Raw genomic sequence first — 26,109 nt, 5'->3', positions numbered from 1 at the left:
TTTGAAATGCGTGTAGCCCTTTACCAATGCCCACCGCTGCCCCTTGATCCGCCCGGCAACCTGCACCGTTTGCATCAGGTGGCGCTGGAAGCCAAAGGCGCCGATCTGTTGGTACTGCCGGAGATGTTTCTGACGGGCTATAACATCGGCCCCGATGCGGTGAATGTATTGGCGGAGGTCTACAACGGCGAATGGGCGCAACAGATCGGCCGCATTGCGCGGTCGGCCGGGCTGGCGATTGCCTATGGCTATCCCGAGCGTACCGAAGACGGGCAAATTTACAACTCGGTGCAATTGATCGATGCCCACGGCGAGCGTCTGTGCAATTACCGCAAAAGTCATCTGTTCGGGGATCTGGATCGGTCGATGTTCAGCGCCGGTAGCGTTGACTTGCCATTGGTGGAACTCAACGGTTGGAAGATCGGTTTTCTGATCTGCTACGACCTGGAGTTTCCGGAAAACGCACGCCGGCTGGCATTGGCCGGCGCCGAGCTGATTGTGGTGCCGACCGCGAACATGGTGCCCTATGATTTTGTGGCCGACGTCACCGTGCGCTCCCGGGCTTTTGAAAACCAGTGTTACGTGGCTTACGCCAACTACTGCGGGCATGAAGACGACATTCACTATTGCGGCCAAAGCAGCATCGCCGCGCCGGATGGCAGTCAAATCGCCTTGGCCGGGCTGGATGAAGCGCTGATTGTCGGGGAGCTGGATCGTCAGTTGATGGACAATTCCCGGGCAGCCAATCGGTATTTGCAGGATCGTCGCCCGGAGCTTTATGGCGAGCTGAACAAGCGCTGATCCATCGTTATCCGCTAGCATGAGCGCTTCCCTGTTCTGGAAGTGCTCATGCCTGCGTTAAATGCCCCCCACCTCTTCACTGAAACCCTGGCCAATGGCCTGCGTTTGACGCTGCGCCACGCGCCGGAACTGAAGCGCTGTGCGGCCGCGTTGCGTGTCGCCGCGGGCAGTCACGATGTGCCGCTGGCATGGCCTGGTCTGGCGCATTTTCTTGAGCATCTGCTGTTCCTGGGCACTGAACGTTTCCCTGCCGATCAAGCGTTAATGGCCTACGTGCAACGGCATGGCGGGCAGGTGAATGCTCGGACTAGCGAACGCACCACCGACTTCTTTTTCGAGTTATCGCCTCAGGCGTTCAGCGGCGGGTTGGAACGTCTGTCAGACATGCTCGCTCACCCGCGTATGAAACTGCAGGATCAGCAGCGGGAACGAGAGGTGCTGCAAGCGGAGTTCGTCGCCTGGTCGGGTGATGCCGGGCAGCAGCAACAACAATCGCTGTTCAATGGACTGTCGACGAGCCATCCACTGCGCGGATTCCACGCGGGCAACCGAGACAGTCTGCCAGTCGATCTGCCTGAGTTTCAGCAAGCACTGAAGGCATTTCATCAGCGGTTCTACCAGACCGGGCAGATGACCCTCAGCCTTGCAGGCCCACAGAGCATTGAAGAGCTGAAACGGCTGGCGATGGTCTTCAGCGACACGATCCCAGTTGCGGAACACGCCCCGCAAAGTACGCCTGCGCTGTTGATGAAAGACGCTGATTCAGGTTATCAACAGGTGGACGCGAGAGGCTTGAACCTGTTGTTCCCTATGGAAGCACTGCCGCAGTCTTCGCCAGAAGCGTTGGCCTTTTTGTGCCACTGGCTGAACACGGACAAGCCCGGCAGCTTGCTCACGGAATTGCGAGCACGGGGCTTGGCTGATCATCTGCACGCCAAACCGCTGTATCAGTTTGCCGGACAAGCGCTGTTGCATATCGAATTCACATTGCCGGGTGACGCAGCCACCCCCGCCATTGCTGAACTGCTGCTCGACTGGCTAGGGTTCTTTGCGGCGCAAGAGGACTGGAGCGCAATGCGCGACGAGTTCGCCAGGGTGCAACAGCGCCAGCGACAGGTCAGCTGCGCCTTGAACCTGGCTCAATGGGACTGTGCTCAGCTCGAAGATGGCTTATCTGCGCACGCCGTAGTGGCGCTGAACGCCATCCTCAAGCAGATCGGCGCTGTGGACAACTTCACCGGGCCGTGGCAATTGCCGACGCCTAATCCTTTTTTGCAGGCAGAGCCCGAGGCTCCCAGCGCCGGGCTGATCCGCGGCCAGACCAGCAAACACCGGGGGCTGCGGACCTTTGCTCAGGATCGTTTGCGCAATCGTCGCGAACGCTCGTCCATGCAATTCAGCCAGGCGTTGCCGGATAATACGGTCGAAGGCGCTGTTTACCTGCGCTGGCAGTTGGAGTCGGCACCGTCCGACAACCTGCAAGCTCACTTGGAAAAACGCCTGCGGCCGCTGACAGCCGACGCGCGGCAGGCCGGCGTGGATTTCTCCTTCAGCGCATCGGGTAATGAATGGTTGCTGAAAATGACGGGATTGAAGGAGCCGATGCCCATCGTCCTCGAACACGCGCTGAAAGAGCTGACGGCATCAGAGGCCGCCGTCGTTCAGCAAACCTCGAGCAGTCCGGCATTGATCCCGATTCGGCAGCTGCTCAAGGCACTGCCCGACCATTGTCTTGCGCGTTGCGAGGTATCGGACGATCTGCAAAAGCTCTGGTCGACCGCGCACTGGGTTGGCCTGGCGACCGGGATGTCGTCGCAAACCCAAGCGGCAATGAGCGTCGCCCTGAGTCGAGTGCCCGGGACTGCAGACGGTGAATCGACATCAATGCCGTCGATGGGCGGTTGCAAAGTGTGGAGCACGGTCGAGACCGGTTCCAGCGAACACGCCGTGCTGCTGTTTTGTCCGACGGCCAGCCACGATCTGGCTGACGAAGCGGCTTGGCGTTTGCTGGCGCACTATTCCCAGACGCCTTTTTACCAACGCCTGCGAGTGGAGTTGCAGCTGGGTTACGCGGTATTCAGCGGCCTGCGACAGATCCATGGCATGACCGGATTATTGTTCGGCGTGCAGTCACCAAAGGTCGAACCCTCGGAGCTAATGGAACACTTCGAACAGTTCTTCCTCGGGTTGCAGCCGCTGATTGAAGGAATGGATGAAGTGACTTTCGTCGAGCGGCGCCGAGCACTGGCCGAACAATTTGATTGCAGCGTATTGCCAAGCGGGACCGCCGCAGAGCTGATTTGGCAGAGCAAACTGGCAGGCCGCTCGTCGGATTACCTGACCGAGTTACCTTTGGCGATTTTGACAGCTGAGCGCCGTGAGCTGGTCTCTGCCGTACAACGACTGAACTCCGCTGCAGGCGGTTGGCACTGCCTCGCCACCGGCCCCGCGCCAAGTGCCGAGTGGCATGCGCGAAAATGATCATTACCGCTGCTGCAACGAGCTTTCTCAAAGATTCACGGGCATGCACCCTGTAATTTTGAGTAACATAGCCACCTAACTATCTGAACATCTCCGCGCGGAGGTGGACTATATGTATAGGTATAGAATCAGCTGTCCCATCCCTGAAAGGAGCACTCTCATGTCTTGGTCCAAACCTGCTTACACCGACCTGCGTATCGGCTTTGAAGTCACCATGTACTTCGCAAGCCGCTAAGTTTGTCCTGTGTGTCCAGCGCCTCGGTTTGCCGAGGCGTTTTTATTTTCAGCGTTTAAATGATGGAGCACCCATGTTTGTCCAGATTCTAGGTTCTGCCGCCGGCGGCGGTTTCCCGCAGTGGAACTGCAACTGCGTGAACTGCGCAGGTTTTCGCGACGGCAGCCTGAATGCCAAGGCCCGCACCCAGTCGTCCATCGCGATTTCCGATGACGGCGTCAATTGGGTGCTGTGCAACGCCTCTCCGGACATCCGTGCCCAGCTCCAGAGTTTCACACCGATGCAACCGGGCCGGGCTCTGCGTGATACCGGCATCAGCGCGATCATCCTGATGGACAGCCAGATCGACCACACCACCGGCCTGCTTAGCCTGCGTGAGGGCTGCCCGCATCAGGTCTGGTGCACGGACATGGTCCACGAAGACCTGAGCACCGGCTTCCCGCTGTTCACCATGTTGACCCACTGGAACGGCGGGTTGAGCTGGAACCGCATCGAACTTGATCGCAGCTTCACCATTGCCGCCTGCCCGAATCTGCGGTTTACCCCGCTGCCGTTGCGCAGCGCTGCGCCGCCCTACTCGCCGCACCGTTTCGATCCGCACCCAGGCGACAACATCGGCCTGATCGTCGAAGACCTCAATACCGGCGGCAAGCTGTTTTACGCGCCGGGCCTGGGAAAAGTCGACGCACCGCTGCTGGACATCATGGCCGGCAGCGATTGCCTGCTGGTGGACGGCACGATGTGGGACGACGACGAAATGCAGCGCCGTGGCGTCGGCACCCGCACGGGTCGGGAGATGGGGCATTTGGCGCAGAACGGTCCCGGCGGCATGCTGGAAGTACTTGAGCAGTTGCCTGATCAGCGCAAGGTTCTAATCCATATCAACAACACCAACCCGATCCTCGACGAAGATTCGCCGGAACGCGCCGAGTTGGCGCGGCGTGAGGTTGAAGTGGCGTATGACGGTATGAGTATTGTGCTTTAAGAATCGAGACCGCTGCGCGGTCTATCGCCAGCAGGCTGGCTCCCACAGGGTTTGATGTTGCAACCAGATCCAATGGTCGCCCTGGTTCGGTGTTGTAATCAGACCCAATGCACTCACAGAACTCGATGGTGTGATCAGGTCGAATGTGGGAGCCAGCCTGCTGGCGATGGGGCCAGCCCTGACACCAAAGTATCCACCGGTCCTACCCGGAGAACCGAAATGACTGACACCCCGCTGTCCCGCGCCGATTTCGAAGCCGCCCTGCGCGCGAAAGGCGCCTATTACCACATTCATCACCCTTATCACGTAGCGATGTATGAAGGCCGGGCCACCCGCGAGCAGATTCAGGGCTGGGTCGCCAACCGCTTCTATTACCAAGTGAACATCCCGCTCAAAGACGCCGCGATTCTCGCCAATTGCCCCGACCGTGAGATCCGGCGCGAATGGATTCAACGTTTGCTCGACCACGACGGCGCGCCCGGTGAAGACGGCGGCATCGAAGCGTGGTTGCGTCTGGGCGAGGCGGTTGGCCTTGATCCGGATCAGCTGCGCTCGCAGGAACTGGTGTTGCCCGGCGTGCGTTTCGCCGTGGACGCCTACGTCAACTTCGCTCGTCGGGCCAACTGGCAGGAAGCCGCCAGCAGTTCGCTGACCGAACTGTTCGCGCCGCAGATCCACCAATCTCGCCTCGACAGCTGGCCGCAGCATTACCCATGGATCGATCCGACCGGTTATGAATATTTCCGCACGCGTCTGGGCCAGGCCCGCCGCGATGTCGAACACGGTCTGGCGATCACCTTGCAGCACTACACGACACGCGCCGGCCAAGAGCGCATGCTGGAAATTCTCCAGTTCAAACTGGACATTCTTTGGAGCATGCTCGATGCCATGAGCATGGCCTACGAGCTGAATCGTCCGCCGTATCACAGCGTGACCGGGCAACGGGTCTGGCACAAAGGAATCACGTTATGAGTTTCGACCGCAGCAAGACGCCGACCTGGCGTACCGGCTATCGTTTCCAGTACGAACCGGCGCAGAAAGGCCACGTGCTGCTCTACCCGGAAGGCATGATCAAGCTCAATGAAAGCGCTGCGCTGATCGGTGGTTTGATTGACGGCAAGCGTGACGTCGCGGCGATCATTGCCGAACTGGCCGCGCAGTTCCCCGCCGCGCCCGAACTCGGTGAAGACATCGAGCAATTCATGGAGGTCGCCCGTGCTGAGCACTGGATCGAACTTGCCTGATACTGTGTCGGACACGTTACCGCCCAAACCGGAAATCGGCCTGCCGCTCTGGCTGCTGGCTGAACTGACGTACCGCTGCCCGCTGCAATGTCCGTACTGTTCCAACCCGCTGGATTTTGCCGAGCAAGGCAAAGAGCTCAGCACAGAACAGTGGATCAAGGTATTTCGCGAAGCGCGTGAAATGGGCGCGGCGCAACTGGGCTTTTCCGGCGGCGAACCGTTGGTGCGTCAGGACCTGGCCGAATTGATCGCCGAGGCGCGCAAGCTGGGCTTCTACACCAACCTGATTACCTCGGGCATTGGCCTCACCGAACAGAAAATCAGCGATTTCAAGAAGGCCGGTCTGGACCATATCCAGATCAGCTTTCAAGCCAGCGACGAGCAGGTGAACAATCTTCTGGCCGGCTCGAAAAAAGCCTTCGCGCAGAAGCTGGAAATGGCTCGCGCAGTGAAAGCCCATGGCTATCCGATGGTGCTTAACTTCGTCACCCATCGACACAATATCGACAAGATCGATCGCATCATTGAACTGTGCATCGCTCTGGAAGCGGATTTTGTCGAACTCGCGACGTGCCAGTTTTATGGGTGGGCGCAGCTCAACCGGGTCGGTCTGTTGCCGACGAAGGATCAACTGGTTCGCGCTGAGCGCATCACCAACGAATACCGGGCCAAGCTGGAAGCCGAAGGTCATCCGTGCAAGCTGATTTTTGTTACGCCGGATTATTACGAAGAACGCCCGAAAGCCTGCATGAACGGCTGGGGCAGTATTTTTCTGACTGTCACGCCGGACGGAACCGCGCTGCCGTGCCATGGCGCCCGACAGATGCCGGTGCAATTTCCCAACGTGCGCGACCACAGCATGCAGCACATCTGGTACGACTCGTTCGGCTTCAACCGCTTTCGCGGTTACGACTGGATGCCCGAGCCGTGCCGCTCATGCGACGAGAAGGAAAAGGATTTCGGCGGCTGCCGCTGCCAGGCGTTCATGCTCACCGGTGACGCGAGCAACGCCGACCCGGTGTGTAGCAAGTCGCACCATCATGGCGTGATTCTCAAGGCCCGCGAAGAAGCCGAGCACGCGACTCAAACCATCGAACAACTGGCCTTTCGCAATGAACGAAACTCACGCCTCATCGCCAAAAGCTGAACCCTTCAGCGCCGCTAACGCCGTTGCTGCCGGTGTCGACTTCGCCGAATTGCAAGTCGGCCCGCATGGCCTGTTCTGGAACGAGTACCGGCCCGAGGACGGCGCGTGCCGAATCTGGCAGTGGCGCGACGACAAGGCTCATTGCCTGACGCCGGCGGGTTTCAGTGCGCGCAGTCGGGTGTACGAATATGGCGGTGGAGCGTTTTGTCTGACCGATGAGGGGATTATTTTCGTCAATGAGGCCGACCAGCAGGTGTATTGCCAGTCGCTCACCGGCGAGCCCAAGGCGCTGACCTCAGGCGAATGCCGTTACGGTGATGTGCGGTATGCCAGTGGGCAGGTGCTGGCCGTTGAAGAAAACCGTGATCAGCATCGACTGGTGGCCATCGATGTGGATAACGGCACGCGACATCCGTTGGCCGAAGGCGCAGATTTTTATGCCTCGCCGACGCTGAGCCCGGATGGCCAGCGGCTGGCCTGGATAGAATGGAGTCGACCGGCGCAACCGTGGACAGCGACCCGCTTGATGGTCGCTGATCGTAACAGCAGTGGCCACTTCACCCAGCCGCGTTGCGTGGCCGGCAATGACCTCGAAGAGTCGCTGCAACAACCGCGATTCGATGACAGTGGTCGTCTGTTTTGTCTGACTGATCGTGATGGTTTCTGGCAGCCATGGGTGGAATCGGCGCAAGGCTTGCGTCCGCTGCCGAGCGCCCCCGCTGATCATGGCCCGGCGCCTTGGCAGTTAGGCAGTTGCACCTGGCTACCGCTTGCAGATGACACTTATCTGGCCAGCTGGACTGAAGACGGTTTTGGCCGACTGGGCCTTGGCGGAAAAGATTTCACCGGTGACTACAGCCGCTTCCGTAGCCTCGCGCTGGATCAGCAGTTCATCTATTGCATTGCCGCCTCGCCGATCAGCTCGGCAGCGGTGATCACCATCGACCGCAGCACCGGACAGGTCAACGTGCTGGCCGGCGGTGGCGCGCCGCTGCCTGCCGGGCAAATCAGCATCCCGCAAACCCTCCGCTACCCGAGCGGCGCAGACGAGGCGCATGGCTTCTTTTATCCCGAGATGACCGGTTTGGCGAAACCGCCGCTGGTGGTGTTTATCCACGGCGGCCCAACGTCCGCGTGCTACCCGATGCTCGACCCGCGCATCCAGTACTGGACGCAACGCGGTTTCGCCGTGGCTGACCTCAACTACCGTGGCAGCAGCGGATACGGTCGGGAATATCGCCAAGCGCTGCATTTAAGCTGGGGGGAGGTGGATGTCGAAGATGCCTGCGCGGTGGTCAGCCATCTGGCTGAACGCGGTCTGATCGATGGCGATCAAGCGTTCATTCGCGGCGGCAGCGCAGGCGGCTATACCACTCTCTGTGCGTTGGCGTTCCACAAGGTTTTCCGTGCCGGCGCCAGTTTGTACGGCGTCAGCGATCCCGTCGCACTGGCCCGGGCAACGCATAAATTCGAGGGGGATTATCTGGATTGGCTGATCGGTGATCCCGTAGCCGACGCCGAGCGTTATGCCGCGCGAACACCGCTGCTGCACGCAGACAATATCAGCGTGCCGGTGATTTTCTTTCAGGGAGAACTGGATGCCGTGGTAGTGCCGCAGCAGACTCGCGACATGGTCGAGGCGCTGGAAGAAAACGGTATTGCGGTGGAAGCGCATTACTACGCTGATGAACGTCACGGCTTTCGCAAGGCCGGGAATCAGGCGCATGCGTTGGAGCAGGAGTGGTTGTTTTATCGGCGGGTGCTGGGGCTCCAGAGCTGAAACCGCGTTGCGTTGTTCGCGGGCAAGCCATGCTCCCACAGTTTTATGTCGTGCCGTAAATCGTGTTATTGGCACTAACCTGTAGGAGCGAGCCTGCTCGCGAAAGCGATCTACTGGGCGCCGCAATACTCAGCGTTTGGCGATGATGTAAACCGCATGCACGATCCCTGGAATGTAACCGCACAAGGTCAGCAGAATGTTCAGCCAGAACGCGCCGCCGAAGCCGACTTGCAGGAACACACCCAGTGGCGGCAACAGAATGGCAATGATGATTCGAATAATGTCCATGGGATCAGCTCCTGATTAAGTTGGCTCGTGTGAGCCATACAACCTAATCGACCCTTGCCGCTCGTCAGGGTTCAGTGCTGACATCGCCTGTATGGATATAGCAGGAGGAAACGCTTTAATTCCGGCTTGCGTCGGCCAGATCACTTTTCTGCGGGCAAAAGAAAACCCCGCCGAAGCGGGGCTTTGCAGACTGTTTCCCTGACATCCATTTCGCTCCGCCGTCCTGGCAGAATCCTACGTGTCCGTGTTGTTGCTTTGCGCTTCCTGCGCGACGTCCATGAACAGTAGATTAGCCGTGGATCCAATTCTAGCCAATGGGAGAAGAGCAGTACGCCATGTAAGCCAATGCTTACATGGCGCTTGTCGTCAGAATTGAGCGGCATCCAGCAAGAACAGCGACTCGCTGCCAGCCTTGACCGACGCACTCAGGGAGTGGATACGCGGCAGCAAACGGGCGAAGTAGAAGCGTGCGGTACCCAACTTGCTCGCGTAGAAGTCCTCCTGAGACTCTTTGCCGAAGGCCGCTTTGGCCATGAGTGCCCACATGTAGGCGTAAGACACGTACCCAAACGCCTGCAAATACTCGACGGAGGCGGCGCCGATTTCGTTCGGGTTGGATTTGGCCCGGTCGAGCAACCACGCGGTCAGCTCGTCAAGCGTAGTCACCGCGTCGTTGAGTGGCTTGGTGAACTCAGCCAGGTCAGCACTGGCCGTTGCCGTGAAGTGGCGAATCTCGTCAGCGAACAGGTTGTAGAACGCACCGCCGCTGCCGACGATCTTGCGTCCTACAAGATCAAGCGCCTGAATGCCGTTGGTGCCTTCGTAGATCTGAGTGATGCGCACGTCACGCACCAATTGCTCCTGGCCCCATTCACGAATGTAACCGTGGCCGCCGAAAATCTGCTGACCGTGAATGGTTGTTTCCAGACCAAGATCGGTCAGGAATGCCTTCGCAACTGGCGTCAGCAGCGCGACCAGGTCTTCGGCACGTTTGCGGGTGGTGGCGTCTTCACTGAACTTGGCGGTGTCCAATTGCATGGCAACGTAAGTCGAGAAAGCACGGCCGCCCTCGTTCGACGCTTTCATGGTCAGCAACATACGCCGTACGTCCGGGTGGACGATGATTGGGTCTGCCACTTTGTCCTTGTTTTGCGCACCGGTCGGCGACCGACTCTGCAGGCGATCACGAGCGTACTCAACGGCGTTCTGATACGAACGCTCGCCGGTTGCGAGGCCCTGAATGCCGACGCCCAGACGTTCGTAGTTCATCATGGTGAACATCGCTGCCAGACCTTTGTTCGGCTCACCGACCAAATAACCGACGGCTTCATCGAAGTTCATCACGCAGGTCGCGGACGCCTGGATGCCCATCTTGTGTTCGATCGAGCCGCAGTTGGCCGGGTTGCGCGCGCCCAGGCTGCCGTCGGCATTGACCATGAACTTGGGCACCAGAAACAGTGAAATGCCTTTCGGTCCTGCTGGCGCGTCCGGCAGTTTCGCCAGCACCAGGTGAATTATGTTTTCGGTCAGATCGTGTTCACCGCCGGTGATGAAGATCTTGGTGCCGCTGACCTTGTAGGAACCGTCGGCCTGAGGGTCGGCCTTGGTGCGGATAATGCCGAGATCAGTGCCTGCATGCGGTTCGGTCAGGCACATGGAGCCCGCCCAGACACCGGCGTACATGTTCGGCAAATACGCTGCTTTCAGCTCTTCGCTGGCGTGGGCGTTGATTGAGAGGCAGGCACCTGCAGTCAGCATCGGGTACAGGCCGAATGACAGGCTGGCCGAGTTGACCATTTCTTCAACCTGCGCCGAAACGGCTTTGGGCATGCCCATGCCGCCGTAAGCCGGATCGCCACCGACACCGACCCAACCGCCCTCGGCGTAAGTCTGATAAGCCTGTGGGAAACCTGCCGGCGTGGTGACGGCACCGTCCGCCCAATGGCAACCTTCTTCATCGGCCGCACGGCTCAGCGGGGCCACGCTTCTGCTGGTGACCTTGCCGGCTTCTTCAAGAATAGCTTCAACCGTTTCTGCATCGACCGTTTCAGCCAGCGCAGGCAATTCGGCCCAGAGCTTGGCGACCTCGAACACTTCATTGAGGACGAAGCGCATATCGCGCAGGGGCGCTTTGTAGTCAGCCATGGCAAACCTCGCAGGATCTAAACAGTTGATTCGTAGGAAAGATGCTTTCGTTGGGCCCGAGTGTAACCCAACAACTTTTGCGACACATAGGGTCAGGCCATGACCGATTTGTAATTTTTGGTCATCGGCCTGAAGTGAAATCTGCATGGCACAAATAGGTGGCGAGGGAGCTTGCTCCCGCTCGGATGCGTAGCAGCCGCCAATCGGTGAGCGCTACGCACTCAAGCGGGAGCAAGCTCCCTCGCCACAGACGGTGGTTCAGAGCGCAAACAACTCCGCCGGCAGTGCCATCAAACAATCACTCCCCGCCTCGATCGCCGCGCGATGAGCGGCCGTGCGCGGTAGCAGTCGCTTGAAGTAGAACTCGCTGGTCGCCAGTTTGGCCCGGCAATAATCGGCGTCGCCACTGCCCTCATCAACTTGCGCCTGCGCTACCAGCGCCATACGCAACCACAGATAACCGAGAATGATGTAACCGCTGTACATCAGGTAATCCACTGACGCAGCGCCAACTTCATCGGCATTCTTCATGGCGGCCATGCCGACCTTGGTCGTCAGTTCGCCCCACTGCTGATTTAGCTCGTTGAGCTGCGCGACATAATCGCCCAGTTCAGGGTGCCCGGCATTGGCGGCGCAGAACTTGTGGACGATTTTGGTAAAACCGCGCAGCAGTTTGCCCTGACTGCCGAGCACCTTGCGCCCGAGCAGGTCCAGCGCCTGAATACCGTTAGTGCCTTCGTAAATCGGGGCGATCCGGCAGTCGCGGACCAACTGCTCCATGCCCCACTCACGAATGTACCCGTGACCACCAAACACCTGCATGCCGAGGTTGGTCACTTCCAGCCCGGTGTCGGTCATGAAGGCTTTGCAGATGGGCGTGAGGAACGCCAGCAAGTCTTCGGCATCCTGGCGCGCGGCTTGATCCGCGCTCAGATGCGCGACGTCCAGCAATTGCGCGGTGAAGTAGGTCAGCGCGCGATTGCCTTCGTTGAAGGCTTTCATGGTCAGCAGCATCCGGCGCACGTCCGGGTGGACGATGATCGGGTCGGCAGCTTTTTCCGGTGCTTTCGGCCCGGTCAGCGAGCGCATTTGCAGCCGGTCGTTGGCATACTTGATCGCCCCTTGAAAGCTCGCTTCGCCCAGACACAATCCCTGCATGCCGGTGCCGAGGCGCGCGTGGTTCATCATGGTGAACATGCAGTTGAGGCCTTTGTTCGCCTCGCCGATCAGAAATCCCTTCGCCTCATCGAAATTCAGGACGCAAGTGGCCGACGCCTTGATGCCCATCTTGTGTTCGATCGATCCGCAAGACACACCATTGCGCTCGCCCGCTTCACCCGCGTTGTCCGGCAGAAATTTGGGCACGATAAACAGCGAAATACCCTTGGTTCCTGCTGGAGCCTCCGGAAGTTTCGCCAACACCAGATGAATGATGTTGCCACTCATGTCGTGCTCGCCGGCGGAGATGAAAATCTTGCTGCCGGAGATCGCGTAACTGCCGTCCGCCGCAGGCACGGCGCGGGTTTTTATGATGCCCAGGTCGGTTCCGCAATGGGCTTCGGTCAGGCACATGGTGCCCGTCCATTCGCCCGCAGTGAGTTTGCTCAAATACGTCTGTTTCTGCTCGTCAGTGCCATGGGCGTGAATGGCCGACATGGCGCCGTGAGTCAGGCCGGGATACATGCCCCAGGATGTGTTGCTGGAGCCGACCATTTCACTGATGACCAGGCCCAGCGAGCTGGGCAAACCCTGGCCGCCAAATGCCGGATCAGCCGCCAGACCATGCCAGCCGCCTTCTACATATTGTGCGAAAGCTTGCTTGAAGCCTGTAGGCGTTGTGACCACGCCATTGTCGAAATGGCAGCCCTCTTCGTCACCGTTGCGATTGAGCGGCACGAGAACGTTCTCACAGAACTTTGCGCCTTCTTCAAGGATCGCGTTGACCATGTCCGGGCTGGCGTCTGTCGCGCCCAGCGCAGCATAGTTGCTGTGAAAATCGAAAACGTGGTCGATCAGGAAGCGCATGTCGCGCAGGGGAGCTTTGTACTCGGGCATGGTCATTTCTCCGGCAGCAGATCCCTCAAACCTACTGCCGGCGACTACGCCTCACAATCACAGTCCAGACGCTGAATGCGCCATCATCACTCAACCTGCAGCAGCGTCCATGCGCACCGCGCCACGGCGATTTCGTCCGTACGCCACCACACAGTTGCGACCGGCGCCTTTGGCTGCATAGAGCGCTTCGTCCGCTGACTTCAGCACTTTTTCCGGGTTGCGTTGCTCGACACGCTCAGCGACGCCGATGCTGACGGTGACCGAGACACTCGAGGCCGCCGAACCGGCACGGCGCTGTCGCCCTTGCTGATCATCCTGAGGGCGGTCCTGATTACGTAGATGGATGTTGTAGGTCGCGATGGATTCGCGGATGACTTCGAGATGCGGCATACACTCTTCGAGCGTCTTGCCGGCAAACACAAGGGCAAATTCCTCTCCGCCGTAGCGATACGCCCTACCGCCACCGCCGATTTTCGACAGTTTGCTGGCAACCAGACGCAGCACCTGATCACCCACATCATGGCCGTGGGTGTCGTTGAATTTCTTGAAGTGGTCGACATCGCCCATCGCCAAAACGTAATTGCGCCCCAGACGTTGCATGCGTTCATTCAGTGCGCGCCGGCCGGGCAGACCGGTGAGCTCATCGCGAAAGGCCATCTGATACGCTTCATGAGCGACCGCTGCAGCAATCATCAACATGACCTGGCTACACATGATATTGAGCGTGAACGGCAGGATGAACGTCTTCGGTAGCGCCCAGAACAGTCCGAGCAAGCCGACCAGTTGCGCGGCGTGCAAGGGTCTGGGGTTGCGCCAGTATTGCCAACCCAGCAGCACAAATGCGCCGATAAATACCGGGTAGGCAAGCTGGATCAGGCTCATCCAGGTTCCGTGCAACGCGGGCCAGCGGATTTCCGACAGCCACAACAGCAGCGCTTGCGGGTAGCTCTGTTCCAGCCCCAGCGCGACACTGCCCACCGCCAGCAACACCGCGAAACGCGCCACCATGTCCTGAAACAAATGGGTGCGCTCCTGCCACGCGGCGTACACACCGAACAATAACGGCAGCAATAGACAGCACAGGTGAAAAACCACCGCGGCGTCTGCTCGAACTTTGCCATTGTCGCGGTAGTAATCGGTTTGGGTATCAAGCAGGAAGTACGCGATGTACACCGTGACCATCAGAAACAGTTCGCGCTGGCGTCGGTATACCGCGCAGTAAGCGCCGCCGAGCAGCAGGACCAACGTGGGCAAGACGTTGAACAGCGAGGTGAGGAAGACGTTCAGATCCTTGACGTAGGCCGCCGCGAGTCCCGCAACCAAGAGCAGAAGGGACGGCAGAAAATGACTGATACGTACAGCGGAAGGACGCGACAAAGGGTAAAACTCCAACCCGGCAAAAAGAGATGGCACTGTGCCTGCCATCAGTAAATCACATAGGGTGTGACACATGTCACATCGCCATCCTCTTTAACGGCAGCGTTTGCGTTCTTCTTAAGGTTTTTTGGCTGGAATGTTTAGCCATTTATGTCGCGCACAAAAAAAAAAAGCCGCTGCTCCCGAGGAAGCAGCGGCTCGATGAAGCACCTGCGCGGGTCTTAGTAACCCAGCGCGAAGTCCTCTTCCTTCATGTCCATCAGGTTACCGGCGCCCGACAGCATGGTTGCAACGTGAGTGCGTGTACGCGGCAGGATGCGCTGGAAGTAGAAGCGCGCAGTCTGCAACTTGGCGGTGTAGAACGCTTCTTCCGAGGTGCCGGCCGCCAGTTTTTCTGCCGCCAGGCGCGCCATGTCAGCCCAGAAATAGGCCAGGCAGGCGTAACCGGAGTACATCAGATAGTCCACCGACGCCGCGCCGACTTCTTCGCGATCTTTCATGGCAGCCATACCGACCTTCATGGTCAGCTCGCCCCACTCTTTGTTCAGCGCAGCCAGCGGTGCGACGAACTCTTGAACCGCTTCGTTACCTTCGTTGGTCTGGCAGAACTTGTGGACGATCTTGGTGAAGCCTTTCAGTGCCTCGCCTTGAGTCATCAGCACTTTGCGGCCCAGCAGGTCGAGTGCCTGGATACCGGTGGTGCCTTCGTACAGCATCGAAATGCGGCTGTCGCGAACGTTCTGCTCCATGCCCCACTCGGCGATGAAGCCGTGACCGCCGTAGATCTGCACGCCGTGGTTGGCAGATTCGAAACCGACTTCGGTCATGAAGGCTTTGGCAATCGGCGTCATGAACGCCAGCAGTGCGTCAGCTTTTTTCTTCTCTTCTTCGTCCACACCGTATTTGACGATATCGACTTGCTTGGCCGTGAAGTAAACCATCGCGCGGTTACCTTCGGCGAAAGCCTTCATGGTCAACAACATACGACGCACATCAGGGTGCACTATGATCGGGTCAGCGGCTTTTTCAGGCGCTTTCGGGCCAGTCAGCGAGCGCATCTGCAGACGGTCGCGAGCGTATTTCAGACCACCCTGGAATCCGATCTCGGCGTGTGCCAGACCTTGCAGCGCAGTACCCAGACGCGCGGTGTTCATAAAGGTGAACATGCAGTTCAAGCCTTTGTTCGCCGGGCCGATCAGGTAGCCGGTGGCCGCGTCGAAGTTCATCACGCAGGTGGCGTTACCGTGGATGCCCATCTTGTGTTCCAGGGAACCGCAGGTGACCGCGTTGCGGGCACCGATCGAACCGTCAGCGTTCGGCATGAACTTCGGCACGATGAACAGCGAGATGCCTTTGGTGCCAGCCGGTGCGTCGGGCAGGCGGGCCAGGACGATATGGACGATGTTATCGGCCATGTCGTGTTCACCGGCCGATATGAAGATCTTGGTGCCGGATACTTTGTAGGAACCGTCGGCCTGAGGTTCAGCCTTGGTGCGCAGCATGCCCAGGTCGGTGCCGCAGTGCGGCTCGGTCAGGCACATGGTGCCGGTCCATTCACCAGATACCAGCTTGGTCAGGTAGGCCTCTTGCTGCTCAGGCGTACCGTGCTCGGAAATGGTGTTCATCGCGCCATGCGACAGGCCCGGGTACATGCCCCACGACCAGTTGGCTTCACCGACCATCTCGCTGACCGCCAGACCCAGCGACTCCGGCAGGCCTTGGCCGCCGTGCTCGATGTCGTGCGCCAGGCTCGGCCAGCCGCCTTCAACGAATTGCTTGTAGGCTTCTTTGAAACCGGTCGGCGTTTTAACGCCGGACTCGCTCCAGGTGCAACCTTCGGTGTCACCCACGCGGTTCAGCGGAGCCAATACCTGCTCACAAAACTTGGCGCCTTCTTCGAGAATGGCATCAACCATGTCAGGAGTTGCGTCTGCACAAGCCGGAAGGCTCTGATAATGCGCTTCGTAGCCGAGCAGTTCGTCACGAACGAAGCGAATATCACGCAAGGGGGCCTTGTAGTCAGGCATAGCGATAAACCTCTGCTGATGTAACCGGGGATGAACGACCGTATGGATTTGTTGTGACGGTCAAACAGTTGTTTGAAACATACGTTTACGCCCAAATCTTGTCAAGCGTCGATCTTTTGCTGTTTGTCATTCACGCCATCAGTTGGCCGGACGCGCGCATGCGCAAGCCCTCGCCATCAGCGAAGCGTATTGAAGAAAAGATTAGTTGAGCGAGAAGGACTTACGCAGAAAAACGCCGCGACAAGGCGCGGCGTCGGATAGCGGATTGCAGCGAGGAGTCAGGCAAATGTATCAATCAGCGTACCGAGCATTTCGTCGGAAGCCTTCGCCACCCTGACCCCGGCCTCAAGCTGAAACTTGCCTTGAGCCATCTCGACCATGCTGCTGGAGAGGTCCGATTGCTGAGCGCGATCGACCGAGCGCAGACGATCGACTTGCGACTCGGAGGACTGACTGGTGACCGAACGCTCGATCGTATTGTTGGCGATCTGACCTGCAGCCTGATCGACACGGTTCTGCCCAGTCTGAATAGTGCTCAGACCGGCATAAAAAGCGGTGTTTCCTGAGATTTCCATGGGAGAACACGTCCTTTGAAGGATCAACAAGAACTCATTGAAGCAGACCTGACAGTAAAACGCCCGACAAAAACACTAATGGCACAGTGCCTTGTCATAGTGAAAGCCTAGTCCAGCAGATCCAGCTGCAGATGTTCAGCCACCGCCTCAGCCGTTACCAACTTGAGTTTCGGTACCCGCCCAAGGCACGGCGCGGGGAGTCGTTCGGCGAGGGTGGCGAGGTTTTCTTCCAGCCGCGAGGTTTTTGGATCGATGATATTCGCCACCCAACCTGCCAGCTGCAGTCCATCCCGGGCAATCGCTTCGGCGGTCAACAGTGCATGGCTGATGCAGCCGAGGCGCACGCCAACCACCAGAATCACTGGCAGATTCAACGCCATCGCCAGGTCCGACAGGTTGTCTTGATCCGCCAGCGGCACGCGCCAGCCACCCGCGCCTTCGATCAAGGTGAAATCCGCCTGCATGTCGAGAATCTGCCGCATCGGCGTGAGTAGCGACTGCACCGTCAACGCCACCCCGGCTTCCCGCGCGGCCAGGTGAGGCGCGATAGCCGGCTCGAACGCCAGCGGATTCACTTGCTTATAAGTCAGCGGCATCGAGCACTCCGCCAGCAGCGCCAGTGCATCCGCGTTGCGCAAACCCTTGGGCGTGACCGAGCAACCGGAGGCCACCGGTTTGCCTGCCGCGGTACTCAGGCCCGCTGAGCGCGCAGCATGCAGCAACCCCGCCGCAACAGTGGTCTTGCCAACATCGGTGTCCGTACCGGTGATGAAATAGGCTGCGCTCATTGGGGTTTCTCCAAAACCGCGTACACCACTTGATAAGTCGCTGGCAGACCTTCTGCCTGACGAAACCGCTCATAAGCCTCAACCAGGCCAAGAATCCGCGCACGTCCGGTCAAACCGCCCGGTCGACCGGGATTCAGGTTATGCGCACCCAACGCCTTGAGCTCGTGGGTGAGACTGCGCACATCAGGGTAGTGCAGCACATGGGCACGAGTCTCCAGTCGAGTGATTCGCAAACCGCTGTCTGCGCAAAGCTGTTGATAAACGCCAAGCTCACGAAAGCGATTAACGTGGACCCTGCCATCGACCTGACGCCAACTGTCGCGCAGTTCGACCAAGGTGCCCACGCACAGACTAGCAAACGCGAAGATTCCACCCGGTTTCAGCACCCGCTTCGCCTCACTGAGCACCGAAGCGAAGTCAGCGCACCACTGCACCGCCAGGCTGGAAAAGATCAAATCGCAGGTCGCAGCCTGCAGCGGCAAATGCTCGGCATCCCCGGCAATGAAATCGCGGGCCCCGCCCAATGGCCGCGCGTGATTGAGCATGCCCTCGGCAATGTCCAGTGCCACACCATGACCATCGGGAAACCGTTCGGCCAACACCCGGCTGAAATAACCGGTGCCGCACCCCAGATCGAGCCAGCGAGCCGGTACGAAAGCGTCCGGCAGCTGGCTCAGTAATTCACCGCCGACCGCACGCTGCAGCTCGGCCACGCTGTCATAGCTGGCTGCCGCGCGGGAGAAGGAAGCGGCTACGTCGCGCTTGTCCGGCAAGCCGCCGGGCAAGCCGTGAAGGGATAAATCAGTCATCACCAAACTCATGCAAAAAGGCCTGAATCGCCCCCGCCACACCGTGGGGGTCTTCCAGAAGAAACGCGTGGCTGGCCTGTTCAATCAGACCGATTTCAACATCCGGCAACAACGCCAGCAACTCACTCGCGGCCTCAGCGGGCACTAGGCCGTCGAGCCCGGCGAAGAGGTGCAGTTGCGGTCCGCGAAAGGCTTGCAGCGCCTGGCGCGTATCCAGTTGTGCGAGCACTTCGAGGCCGCTCATCAGCACGGCGTCGGCCGTGTGCGGCGCGCCGCCGAGCAACAACCGCGACAACCCGCGCGGGTCTTGGGCGCCCTGAGTGCAAAGCAATGCAAAGCGTTTCAAGGTCAGCCGCGAATCGATTTTGCACCCGGCCAGGAACGCGTCGAAGGTTTCCCCCGACATCGCACTCGGCCACTGTTCATGGGCGATAAAACAGGGATTGCTCGCGAGCGTCAGTACGCCGCAGCACCGGTCGCCGCGCCGCGCCGCCATTTCGGACGCGAGCATGCCGCCGAAGGACCAGCCACCCAGCCAGGTGTCCTGGGGCACGGTCGCATCGAGTTCGTCGAGCCACTCTTCCAGGTCACTGGATTCCAGTTCCGGCAGCGGCTCGATCTCGACGCGCAAGCGCTCATCCAGTCCCTGCAACGCCGCGGACAATGGCTCCAGCGGTGAAATACCGAGACCCCAACCGGGTAGCAGAATCAGCCGATCACGCATGGTTTGGCTCCGGGCTCAGTTGTTGAAAACAGTCAGCGAGGCCCTCTAACAATAGCTGCACCTGGGCTTCGCTGTGCGCTGCGGTCAACGTCACCCGCAAACGCGCACTGCCCGCAGGTACGGTCGGCGGGCGAATCGCGGTCACCATCAGGCCGCGTTCGCGGAGCATTTGCGACAGTCGTACCGCGCGCCCGGCATCGCCAACCATGATCGGCTGGATGGGCGTGAAGCTGTCCATCAGCTCCAGACCTATCTGCTCGGCACCCCGTCGAAATTGGCGGATCAGGGTCTGCAGGTGCTCACGGCGCCAGTGTTCACTGCGCAGCAATTCCAGGCTTTTCAGCGTTGCGCACGCCAGCGCAGGCGGCTGGCTGGTGGTGTAAATGTATGGGCGGGCGAACTGGATCAGGCTTTCGATCAGCGCGTCGCTGCCCGCGACAAACGCGCCGGCCGTACCGAACGCTTTGCCCAGCGTGCCGACCAGTACCGGCACGTCCTCCTGGCTCAAGCCAAAATGTTCGACGATGCCGGCACCCGTGGCGCCCAGCGGACCAAAACCGTGGGCATCGTCGACCATCAGCCACGCCCCCCTGGCCTTGGTTTCCCGCACCAGCGCTGGCAGATCGGCGATGTCGCCGTCCATGCTGAACACGCCGTCGGTGACCACCAGGGTATTGCCGGTGGCTTTCTCGAGGCGCTTGGCCAGACTCGCCGCGTCGTTGTGCAGATAACGATTGAAGCGCGCGCCGGAGAGCAGCCCGGCGTCCAGCAATGATGCGTGATTGAGCCGGTCTTCGAGGACCGTATCGCCCTGCCCCACCAGCGCGGTGACTGCGCCAAGATTGGCCATGTAGCCGGTGGTAAACAGCAAGGCACGCGGGCGGCCGGTAAGGTCGGCGAGGGCTTCTTCGAGTTCATGATGCGGCGTGCTGTGACCGATTACCAGATGCGATGCCCCGCCGCCGACGCCCCATCGGGACGCACCGGCGCGCCAGGCTTCGATCACTTGCGGGTGATTGGCCAGACCGAGGTAATCGTTGTTGCAGAACGCCAGCAACGGCTGACCATCGACCACCACTTGCGGGCCTTGCGGGCTGTCGAGCAATGGGCGGTGACGGTAGAGATTGTCGGCACGACGGGCGGCAAGGCGTGCGGCGAGATCGAAAGACATGCAGGCCTCGACTTTCAAATGATACATGTCCCCTGTGGGAGTGAGCCTGCTCGCGATGGCATTGTGTCAGCCGAGATCGTTATTGGATGTCATACAGCTATCGCGAGCAGGCTCACTCCTACAGTGGTTTTGCATTCCAATCAGTGGGAAAGGTGAAACGGTCAAACAGCCGCGTTATAAAACTGCTCGCTGCTTTTCTGCTCCACCAACGCCTGCTCGATCGCCGCCTGATGCACTTCATCCGCATGCTCTTCACGCGCTTCCGGCAGGATGCCCAGGCGCGAGAACAGTTGCATGTCCTTGTCGGCCTGCGGGTTGGCGGTGGTCAGCAACTTGTCGCCGTAGAAAATCGAGTTCGCACCAGCAAAGAACGCCAACGCCTGCATCTGCTCGTTCATCGCTTCACGGCCAGCAGACAGGCGCACGTGGGACTGCGGCATCAGGATGCGCGCGACCGCGAGCATGCGGATGAAGTCGAACGGGTCGATGTCATCGGCATTTTCCAGCGGCGTACCGGCGACTTTCACCAGCATGTTGATCGGCACCGATTCCGGATGCTCCGGCAGGTTGGCCAACTGGATCAGCAAGTTGGCGCGGTCGTCCAGCGACTCGCCCATGCCGAGAATGCCACCGGAGCAGATCTTCATGCCCGATTCACGCACGTACGCCAGGGTTTGCAGGCGCTCGCCGTAAGTGCGCGTGGTGATGATGCTGCCGTAAAATTCCGGCGAGGTGTCGAGGTTATGGTTGTAGTAATCGAGGCCGGCGTCGGCCAGCGCTTCGGTCTGATCCTGATCCAGGCGACCGAGGGTCATGCAGGTCTCCAGGCCCATGGCTTTCACGCCTTTGACCATTTCCAGTACGTACGGCATGTCTTTGGCCGACGGGTGTTTCCACGCCGCACCCATGCAGAAGCGGGTGGAGCCGATGGCTTTGGCGCGGGCAGCCTCTTCGAGGACCTTCTGCACTTCCATCAACTTCTCTTTCTCCAGCCCGGTGTTGTAGTGACCGGACTGCGGACAATATTTGCAATCTTCCGGACAGGCGCCGGTTTTGATCGAAAGCAGCGTTGAAACCTGAACGCGATTGGCGTCGAAATGCGCGCGGTGCACCGTCTGCGCCTGGAACAACAGGTCGTTGAACGGCTGTACGAAGAGTGCTTTGACTTCGGCCAAAGACCAATCATGACGCAGAGTTGCAGTGGTGCTGGCGCTCATGGGTGTTTCCTTTGTTTTATGCTTGGCTGGCGACTGGGGTAAGGAATACCCACAGACGCGACACGGATGTTCGGCATATTTAAGGAAGAGTGATGCGCTGTCAACCTCGCTACGAAGGACCGGTTTACATCTGGTTAAAAAACAAACAACACTGTTTGCTGTGCGGCGAAGTGGCGGATGACGCCACGCCGATCTGCATGGCTTGTGAAACCGATCTGCCGTGGCTGGGTGAACATTGCCGGATGTGCGCATTGCCACTGCCGTCGGCGGGGCTAACGTGTGGTCAGTGCCTCAAACAACCGCCGGCATTCGAACAGGTCGCGGTGCCATGGACCTACAGTTTTCCGCTGGACAGCCTGATCACCCGTTTCAAACACAGCGCGCGTTGGCCGTATGGACGACTGCTTGGTAACCTTCTTGCTCAGTTTCTGCGCCACCGTTTCGAAGAGGATATGGACCGGCCCGACGCAATGCTTCCAGTGCCTATGGCCGCGAAACGTCTGCGCAAGCGTGGTTTCAATCAAGCCGCCATGCTCGCGCGATGGCTGAGTGAGGGGCTCGACATTTCTTACGATGACAAAATATTGTTGAGAGTTCAGGACACCAGTGCGCAGCAGGATCTGAATGCCGAAGCGCGCAAAAAGAACCTGTGCAATGCCTTCGCCCTCGCGCCCGATGCACGGGTCGCGGGCCTGCACCTGGCGCTGGTGGACGACGTGCTCACCACAGGCGCCACAGCCCATGCCTTGGCCCGATTGCTGATGGATGCCGGCGCTGCGCGGGTCGATGTTTATTGCCTGGCACGCACACCAAAGCCCGGCGACACAGCCTGACTCAGGCCGGATACAAAACCTGTGGGAGCGAGCTTGCCCGCGCTCTGTCAGTCAAAAAAATTGTTGACTGTAGCGGCCTCATCGCGAGCAGGCTCGCTCCCACAAGGGTTCTGGGTTGGCCCACAACTCCCGCAACACCATCAATCCGAGAGGGAGCCGGTCTGCCCGCGCTCTGTCAGTCAACAAAATTGTCGAATGTGGCGGCCTCATCGCGAGCAGGTTCGCTCCCACAAGGGTTCTGGGTTGGCCCACAACTCCCGCAACGCCATCAATCCCGGTGGGAGCGAGCCTGCTCGCGATGAGGCCGTATCAGCCAGCATCGTATCGACCGACACACCGCTTTCGTCGGAACGCCGCCCGGAGCAAGCCCGCTCCCACAAGTCCGGTGCCCGACTTGACGTCCAGGCTTCCAACAGCCAACGTCCCCGACATCGTCATAGTCCAAAGCCTCTCGCCATGTCCCTGCCCACGTTGTTGTCCCAGCACATTGTCCGTCGCCCGCAACGCATCGCGTTGCTGCAACACATCGCCGAGAAAGGCTCGATCACCCGTGCGGCGAAAAGCGCGGGCCTGAGTTACAAAGCTGCGTGGGACGCCATCGACGAATTGAATAACCTTGCGCAGAAACCGTTGGTGGAACGCAGCGTCGGTGGCAAGGGCGGCGGTGGCGCCAGACTATCCAGCGAAGGTGAGCGGGTGCTGCGCCTGTACCAAAAACTGCAAACCCTGCAGGCGCAGGTGCTGGAAGCGGCAGAGGACGCCAGCGATCTCGAGCTGCTCGGACGCCTGATGCTAAGGACCAGTGCGCGCAATCAATTGCACGGCAAGGTGATCGCGATTGGCAGTCAGGGCCGCAACGACCTGATCCGGCTTGAGCTGGCCGCGGGCCTGACTCTGGATGCGCAGATCACCCACGACAGCACGCTGCGTCTTGAGCTGGAAATTGGCACCGAGGTGGTGGCGCTGATAAAGGCCGGATGGCTGGAGCTGCTGGCGATCGAAGGTTCGGCAACGCCGGGATACAACGACCTGACCGGCATTATCGAAGAAATCCTCGACGCCGAGGACGGTCCCAGCGAAGTGCGCATCGGCTTGCCCAACGGCCAGACGCTGTGCGCACTGGCCGAGCCGCTGCACTTGCGCTCGCTCGATCTGGCAGCGGATAAACCGGTGCGCGTGCAATTCGCACCGTCCAACGTTTTGCTGGGCACGCCGCTGTAATTGGCCACACCTGATTCTGTAGGAGCCGCCGAAGGCTGCGATCTTTTGATCTTCAGACAGGATCAAAAGATCGCAGCCTTCGGCAGCTCCTACACGACCGTCGTATAACGACTGCAACAAAAACTTCATCGTTGCTCTTTATGGTGACTGCAAAACCGCAGGGAGCCTGATGTGAGCCTATTAGAAGAAAACCAGTCCACCGATCTCGAAAACATGATCGGCCTCAGTCGCCGTGGCTTCATTAGCGCAGGCGCCCTGTGCGGCGCCGCGATGTTCCTCGGTGGCAACCTGCTGAGCCGCAGCGTGCTGGCCGACAGTGTCAGCGCAGGCGCGAGCAAACTGTTGGGCTTTGCCAGCATCCCCGCCGCCACTAGCGACGCCATCACCCTGCCGCCGGGCTACAAATCCTCGGTGCTGATCAGCTGGGGCCAGCCGCTGCAAAAGGACGGGCCAGCCTTCGACCCGGCTGGCAACGGCACCGCGGCCCAGCAGGAACTGCAGTTCGGCGATAACAATGACGGCATGAGCCTGTTCGAATTCCCCGGTGAAAAAGACCGGGCGCTGATGGCGATCAACAACGAATACACCAACTATCGCTACCTCTATCCCCACGGCGGCATGCCGCAGTCGGCGGACGATGTGCACAAGGCGCTGGCCTGTGAAGGTGTGTCGGTGATCGAAGTTCAGCGCCAGAACGGTCAGTGGCATTTTGTACAGGGCTCGCGTTACAACCGGCGGATTCACGGCAATGCGCCGATCCAGTTGAGCGGCCCGGCCGCCGGTCATGCGCTGATGAAAACCAGCGCCGATCCCGACGGCAAAACCGTGTTGGGCACCTTTCAGAACTGTGCCAACGGCATGACGCCGTGGGGCACCTACCTGACCTGTGAAGAAAACTTCACCGATTGTTTTGGCAGCAATAACGCCGAGCAAAAATTCGATGCCGCGCAGAAACGCTACGGCGTGGTCGCCGCGAGCAAAGAGATCAACTGGCATCAGCACGACGAGCGCTTTGATCTGGCGAAGAATCCCAACGAGCTCAACCGTCACGGCTGGATCGTCGAGATCGACCCGTTCGATCCGCAATCGACGCCTGTCAAACGCACGGCCCTGGGCCGCTTCAAACATGAAAACGCCGCCCTGACCGAAACCGCCGACGGCCACGCCGTGGTGTACATGGGCGACGATGAGCGTGGCGAATTCATTTACAAGTTCGTCAGCCGCGACAAGATCAATCACAAAAATCTCAAGGCCAATCGCGATTTGCTGGACCACGGCACGTTATACGTCGCACGTTTCGACGCCGGGGACAGCAATGCCGATCATCCGAAGGGCCACGGTGAATGGATCGAACTGACCCACGGCAAAAACGGCATCGACGCCAGCAGCGGTTTCGCTGATCAGGCGCAAGTGCTGATCCACGCACGTCTGGCCGCCAGTGTGGTGAAAGCGACGCGCATGGACCGTCCGGAATGGATTGTCGTCAGCCCTCAGGATGGCCAGGTGTATTGCACGCTGACCAATAACGTCAAACGCGGCGAGGAAGGTCAGCCGGTAGGTGGGCCCAACCCGCGCGAGAAAAACGTCTACGGACAGATTTTGCGCTGGCGCACGGATCGCGACGATCACGCCTCGAAAAGCTTTGCCTGGGACCTGTTCGTGGTCGCCGGTAACCCCGGCGTGCACGCCGGAACGCCGAAAGCTGGCTCTTCGAACATCACCACGCAGAACATGTTCAACAGCCCCGACGGCCTGAGTTTCGACAAGGCCGGACGCTTGTGGATCCAGACGGATGGCGACTCGAGCAACACCGGCGATTATGCGGGCATGGGCAACAACCAGATGCTCTGCGCCGATCCGGTGACGGGCGAGATCCGCCGGTTCATGGTAGGGCCGGTAGGTTGTGAGGTGACGGGGATTGCGTTCTCGCCGGACCAGAAGACGTTGTTTGTAGGGATTCAGCATCCGGGGGAGAACGGTGGTTCGACGTTCCCCGACCATTTGCCCAATGGCAAGCCGCGGTCTTCGGTGATGGCGATCACGCGTGAAGATGGTGGGGTTGTCGGCGCCTGACAGGGCCTCATCGCGGGCAAGTCGGGATGCCGCACCACACGCTCCCACAGGAGGTTGCGGTGTGTCGCAATAACGTGCGCACCGCAATACCCTGTGGGAGCGTGTGGTGCGGCATCCCGACTTGCCCGCGAAC

General features: G+C 59.6%; 23 protein-coding genes. 12 read left to right on the top strand and 11 right to left on the bottom strand.

The genetic code is table 11. The features are described 5' to 3' along the window. Positions 1 to 6 precede the first annotated feature (6 nt). From ACYZTS_RS09700 to ACYZTS_RS09665, 8 genes are all read left to right on the top strand, one after another. Entirely contained in the window at positions 7 to 801 is a 795-nt protein-coding gene (locus ACYZTS_RS09700) for a carbon-nitrogen hydrolase family protein (protein ID WP_028621526.1), read from the top strand. 48 nt (positions 802 to 849) lie between these two features. Continuing rightward, the gene (gene pqqF / locus ACYZTS_RS09695) at positions 850 to 3,282 is read left to right on the top strand and encodes a pyrroloquinoline quinone biosynthesis protein PqqF (RefSeq protein WP_461995590.1); all 2,433 of its coding nucleotides are present in this window, start codon (positions 850 to 852) and stop codon (positions 3,280 to 3,282) included. Positions 3,283 to 3,442: 160 nt separating this feature from the next. Beyond that, a complete protein-coding gene (pqqA, locus tag ACYZTS_RS09690) occupies positions 3,443 to 3,517 on the top strand; it encodes a pyrroloquinoline quinone precursor peptide PqqA (protein WP_009045898.1) in 75 nt (24 codons plus the stop codon). Positions 3,518 to 3,590: 73 nt separating this feature from the next. Beyond that, the gene (pqqB, locus tag ACYZTS_RS09685; protein ID WP_461995588.1) at positions 3,591 to 4,502 is read left to right on the top strand and encodes a pyrroloquinoline quinone biosynthesis protein PqqB; all 912 of its coding nucleotides are present in this window, start codon (positions 3,591 to 3,593) and stop codon (positions 4,500 to 4,502) included. 219 nt (positions 4,503 to 4,721) lie between these two features. Next, complete coding sequence (gene pqqC / locus ACYZTS_RS09680) at positions 4,722 to 5,474, top strand: pyrroloquinoline-quinone synthase PqqC (protein WP_028621529.1); 753 nt, start codon at positions 4,722 to 4,724, stop codon at positions 5,472 to 5,474. After that, positions 5,471 to 5,746 (top strand): pyrroloquinoline quinone biosynthesis peptide chaperone PqqD, encoded by a 276-nt coding sequence (gene pqqD, locus ACYZTS_RS09675; protein WP_461995586.1) that lies wholly within the window; start codon positions 5,471 to 5,473, stop codon positions 5,744 to 5,746. Before pqqC ends, pqqD begins: the two co-directional genes overlap by 4 nt. A 4-nt stretch (positions 5,747 to 5,750) precedes the next feature. Next, complete coding sequence (gene pqqE, locus ACYZTS_RS09670) at positions 5,751 to 6,893, top strand: pyrroloquinoline quinone biosynthesis protein PqqE (RefSeq protein WP_461996392.1); 1,143 nt, start codon at positions 5,751 to 5,753, stop codon at positions 6,891 to 6,893. Then, a complete protein-coding gene (locus ACYZTS_RS09665; RefSeq protein ID WP_461995584.1) occupies positions 6,859 to 8,673 on the top strand; it encodes a prolyl oligopeptidase family serine peptidase in 1,815 nt (604 codons plus the stop codon). The genes pqqE and ACYZTS_RS09665 overlap by 35 nt, the downstream gene beginning before the upstream one ends. Positions 8,674 to 8,802: 129 nt before the next feature. On the opposite strand, the gene ACYZTS_RS09660 is transcribed toward ACYZTS_RS09665, so the two are convergent. The 5 genes from ACYZTS_RS09660 to ACYZTS_RS09640 form a co-directional block, all read right to left on the bottom strand. Continuing rightward, positions 8,803 to 8,961: a YqaE/Pmp3 family membrane protein gene (locus ACYZTS_RS09660; protein ID WP_033050408.1), complete on the bottom strand. Its 159-nt coding sequence runs from the start codon at positions 8,959 to 8,961 to the stop codon at positions 8,803 to 8,805. A gap of 366 nt (positions 8,962 to 9,327) precedes the next feature. After that, positions 9,328 to 11,106, bottom strand: coding sequence for an acyl-CoA dehydrogenase C-terminal domain-containing protein (locus ACYZTS_RS09655; protein WP_461995581.1), 1,779 nt, complete (start codon positions 11,104 to 11,106; stop codon positions 9,328 to 9,330). Positions 11,107 to 11,364: 258 nt separating this feature from the next. Next, positions 11,365 to 13,161 (bottom strand): acyl-CoA dehydrogenase C-terminal domain-containing protein, encoded by a 1,797-nt coding sequence (locus ACYZTS_RS09650; protein WP_461995579.1) that lies wholly within the window; start codon positions 13,159 to 13,161, stop codon positions 11,365 to 11,367. A 90-nt stretch (positions 13,162 to 13,251) separates the two neighbouring features. Beyond that, positions 13,252 to 14,538: a GGDEF domain-containing protein gene (locus ACYZTS_RS09645; RefSeq protein ID WP_461995577.1), complete on the bottom strand. Its 1,287-nt coding sequence runs from the start codon at positions 14,536 to 14,538 to the stop codon at positions 13,252 to 13,254. 221 nt (positions 14,539 to 14,759) lie between these two features. Next, the gene (locus tag ACYZTS_RS09640; protein WP_028619909.1) at positions 14,760 to 16,565 is read right to left on the bottom strand and encodes a phenylacyl-CoA dehydrogenase; all 1,806 of its coding nucleotides are present in this window, start codon (positions 16,563 to 16,565) and stop codon (positions 14,760 to 14,762) included. A gap of 53 nt (positions 16,566 to 16,618) precedes the next feature. Between ACYZTS_RS09640 and ACYZTS_RS09635 the strand changes: the two genes are divergently transcribed. Continuing rightward, positions 16,619 to 16,774, top strand: coding sequence for a hypothetical protein (locus tag ACYZTS_RS09635; RefSeq protein ID WP_461995575.1), 156 nt, complete (start codon positions 16,619 to 16,621; stop codon positions 16,772 to 16,774). Positions 16,775 to 16,843: 69 nt separating this feature from the next. Here the strand turns inward: ACYZTS_RS09635 and ACYZTS_RS09630 are convergent, their stop codons facing one another. The 6 genes from ACYZTS_RS09630 to bioB form a co-directional block, all read right to left on the bottom strand. Then, positions 16,844 to 17,140: a pyrroloquinoline quinone biosynthesis protein PqqE gene (locus ACYZTS_RS09630; RefSeq protein WP_461995573.1), complete on the bottom strand. Its 297-nt coding sequence runs from the start codon at positions 17,138 to 17,140 to the stop codon at positions 16,844 to 16,846. 107 nt (positions 17,141 to 17,247) lie between these two features. Beyond that, positions 17,248 to 17,928 (bottom strand): dethiobiotin synthase, encoded by a 681-nt coding sequence (gene bioD / locus ACYZTS_RS09625; protein ID WP_028619911.1) that lies wholly within the window; start codon positions 17,926 to 17,928, stop codon positions 17,248 to 17,250. Continuing rightward, on the bottom strand, positions 17,925 to 18,737 hold the full coding sequence (gene bioC / locus ACYZTS_RS09620) for a malonyl-ACP O-methyltransferase BioC (RefSeq protein WP_461995571.1): 813 nt from the start codon (positions 18,735 to 18,737) through the stop codon (positions 17,925 to 17,927). Before bioC ends, bioD begins: the two co-directional genes overlap by 4 nt. Continuing rightward, positions 18,730 to 19,461: an alpha/beta fold hydrolase gene (locus ACYZTS_RS09615; RefSeq protein WP_461995569.1), complete on the bottom strand. Its 732-nt coding sequence runs from the start codon at positions 19,459 to 19,461 to the stop codon at positions 18,730 to 18,732. Before ACYZTS_RS09615 ends, bioC begins: the two co-directional genes overlap by 8 nt. Next, positions 19,454 to 20,632, bottom strand: a complete 1,179-nt coding sequence (bioF, locus tag ACYZTS_RS09610; protein ID WP_461995567.1) for an 8-amino-7-oxononanoate synthase — start codon at positions 20,630 to 20,632, stop codon at positions 19,454 to 19,456. The genes ACYZTS_RS09615 and bioF overlap by 8 nt, the downstream gene beginning before the upstream one ends. 161 nt (positions 20,633 to 20,793) lie before the next feature. Next, complete coding sequence (bioB, locus tag ACYZTS_RS09605; RefSeq protein ID WP_028619915.1) at positions 20,794 to 21,849, bottom strand: biotin synthase BioB; 1,056 nt, start codon at positions 21,847 to 21,849, stop codon at positions 20,794 to 20,796. A gap of 92 nt (positions 21,850 to 21,941) precedes the next feature. Here bioB and ACYZTS_RS09600 point away from each other — a divergent pair, with 92 nt between their 5' ends. The 3 genes from ACYZTS_RS09600 to ACYZTS_RS09590 all read left to right on the top strand — a co-directional run bounded on the left by ACYZTS_RS09600 (position 21,942) and on the right by ACYZTS_RS09590 (position 25,976). After that, a complete protein-coding gene (locus ACYZTS_RS09600; RefSeq protein WP_461995564.1) occupies positions 21,942 to 22,682 on the top strand; it encodes a double zinc ribbon domain-containing protein in 741 nt (246 codons plus the stop codon). A 456-nt stretch (positions 22,683 to 23,138) separates the two neighbouring features. Further along, positions 23,139 to 23,903 (top strand): TOBE domain-containing protein, encoded by a 765-nt coding sequence (locus tag ACYZTS_RS09595; RefSeq protein WP_461995562.1) that lies wholly within the window; start codon positions 23,139 to 23,141, stop codon positions 23,901 to 23,903. 171 nt (positions 23,904 to 24,074) lie between these two features. Beyond that, positions 24,075 to 25,976, top strand: a complete 1,902-nt coding sequence (locus tag ACYZTS_RS09590) for a PhoX family protein (RefSeq protein ID WP_461995560.1) — start codon at positions 24,075 to 24,077, stop codon at positions 25,974 to 25,976. The last annotated feature ends 133 nt before the right edge of the window (positions 25,977 to 26,109 follow it).

The organism is Pseudomonas sp. TMB3-21 (assembly GCF_054898145.1).
This window is presented reverse-complemented; position numbering and strand designations above follow the sequence as displayed.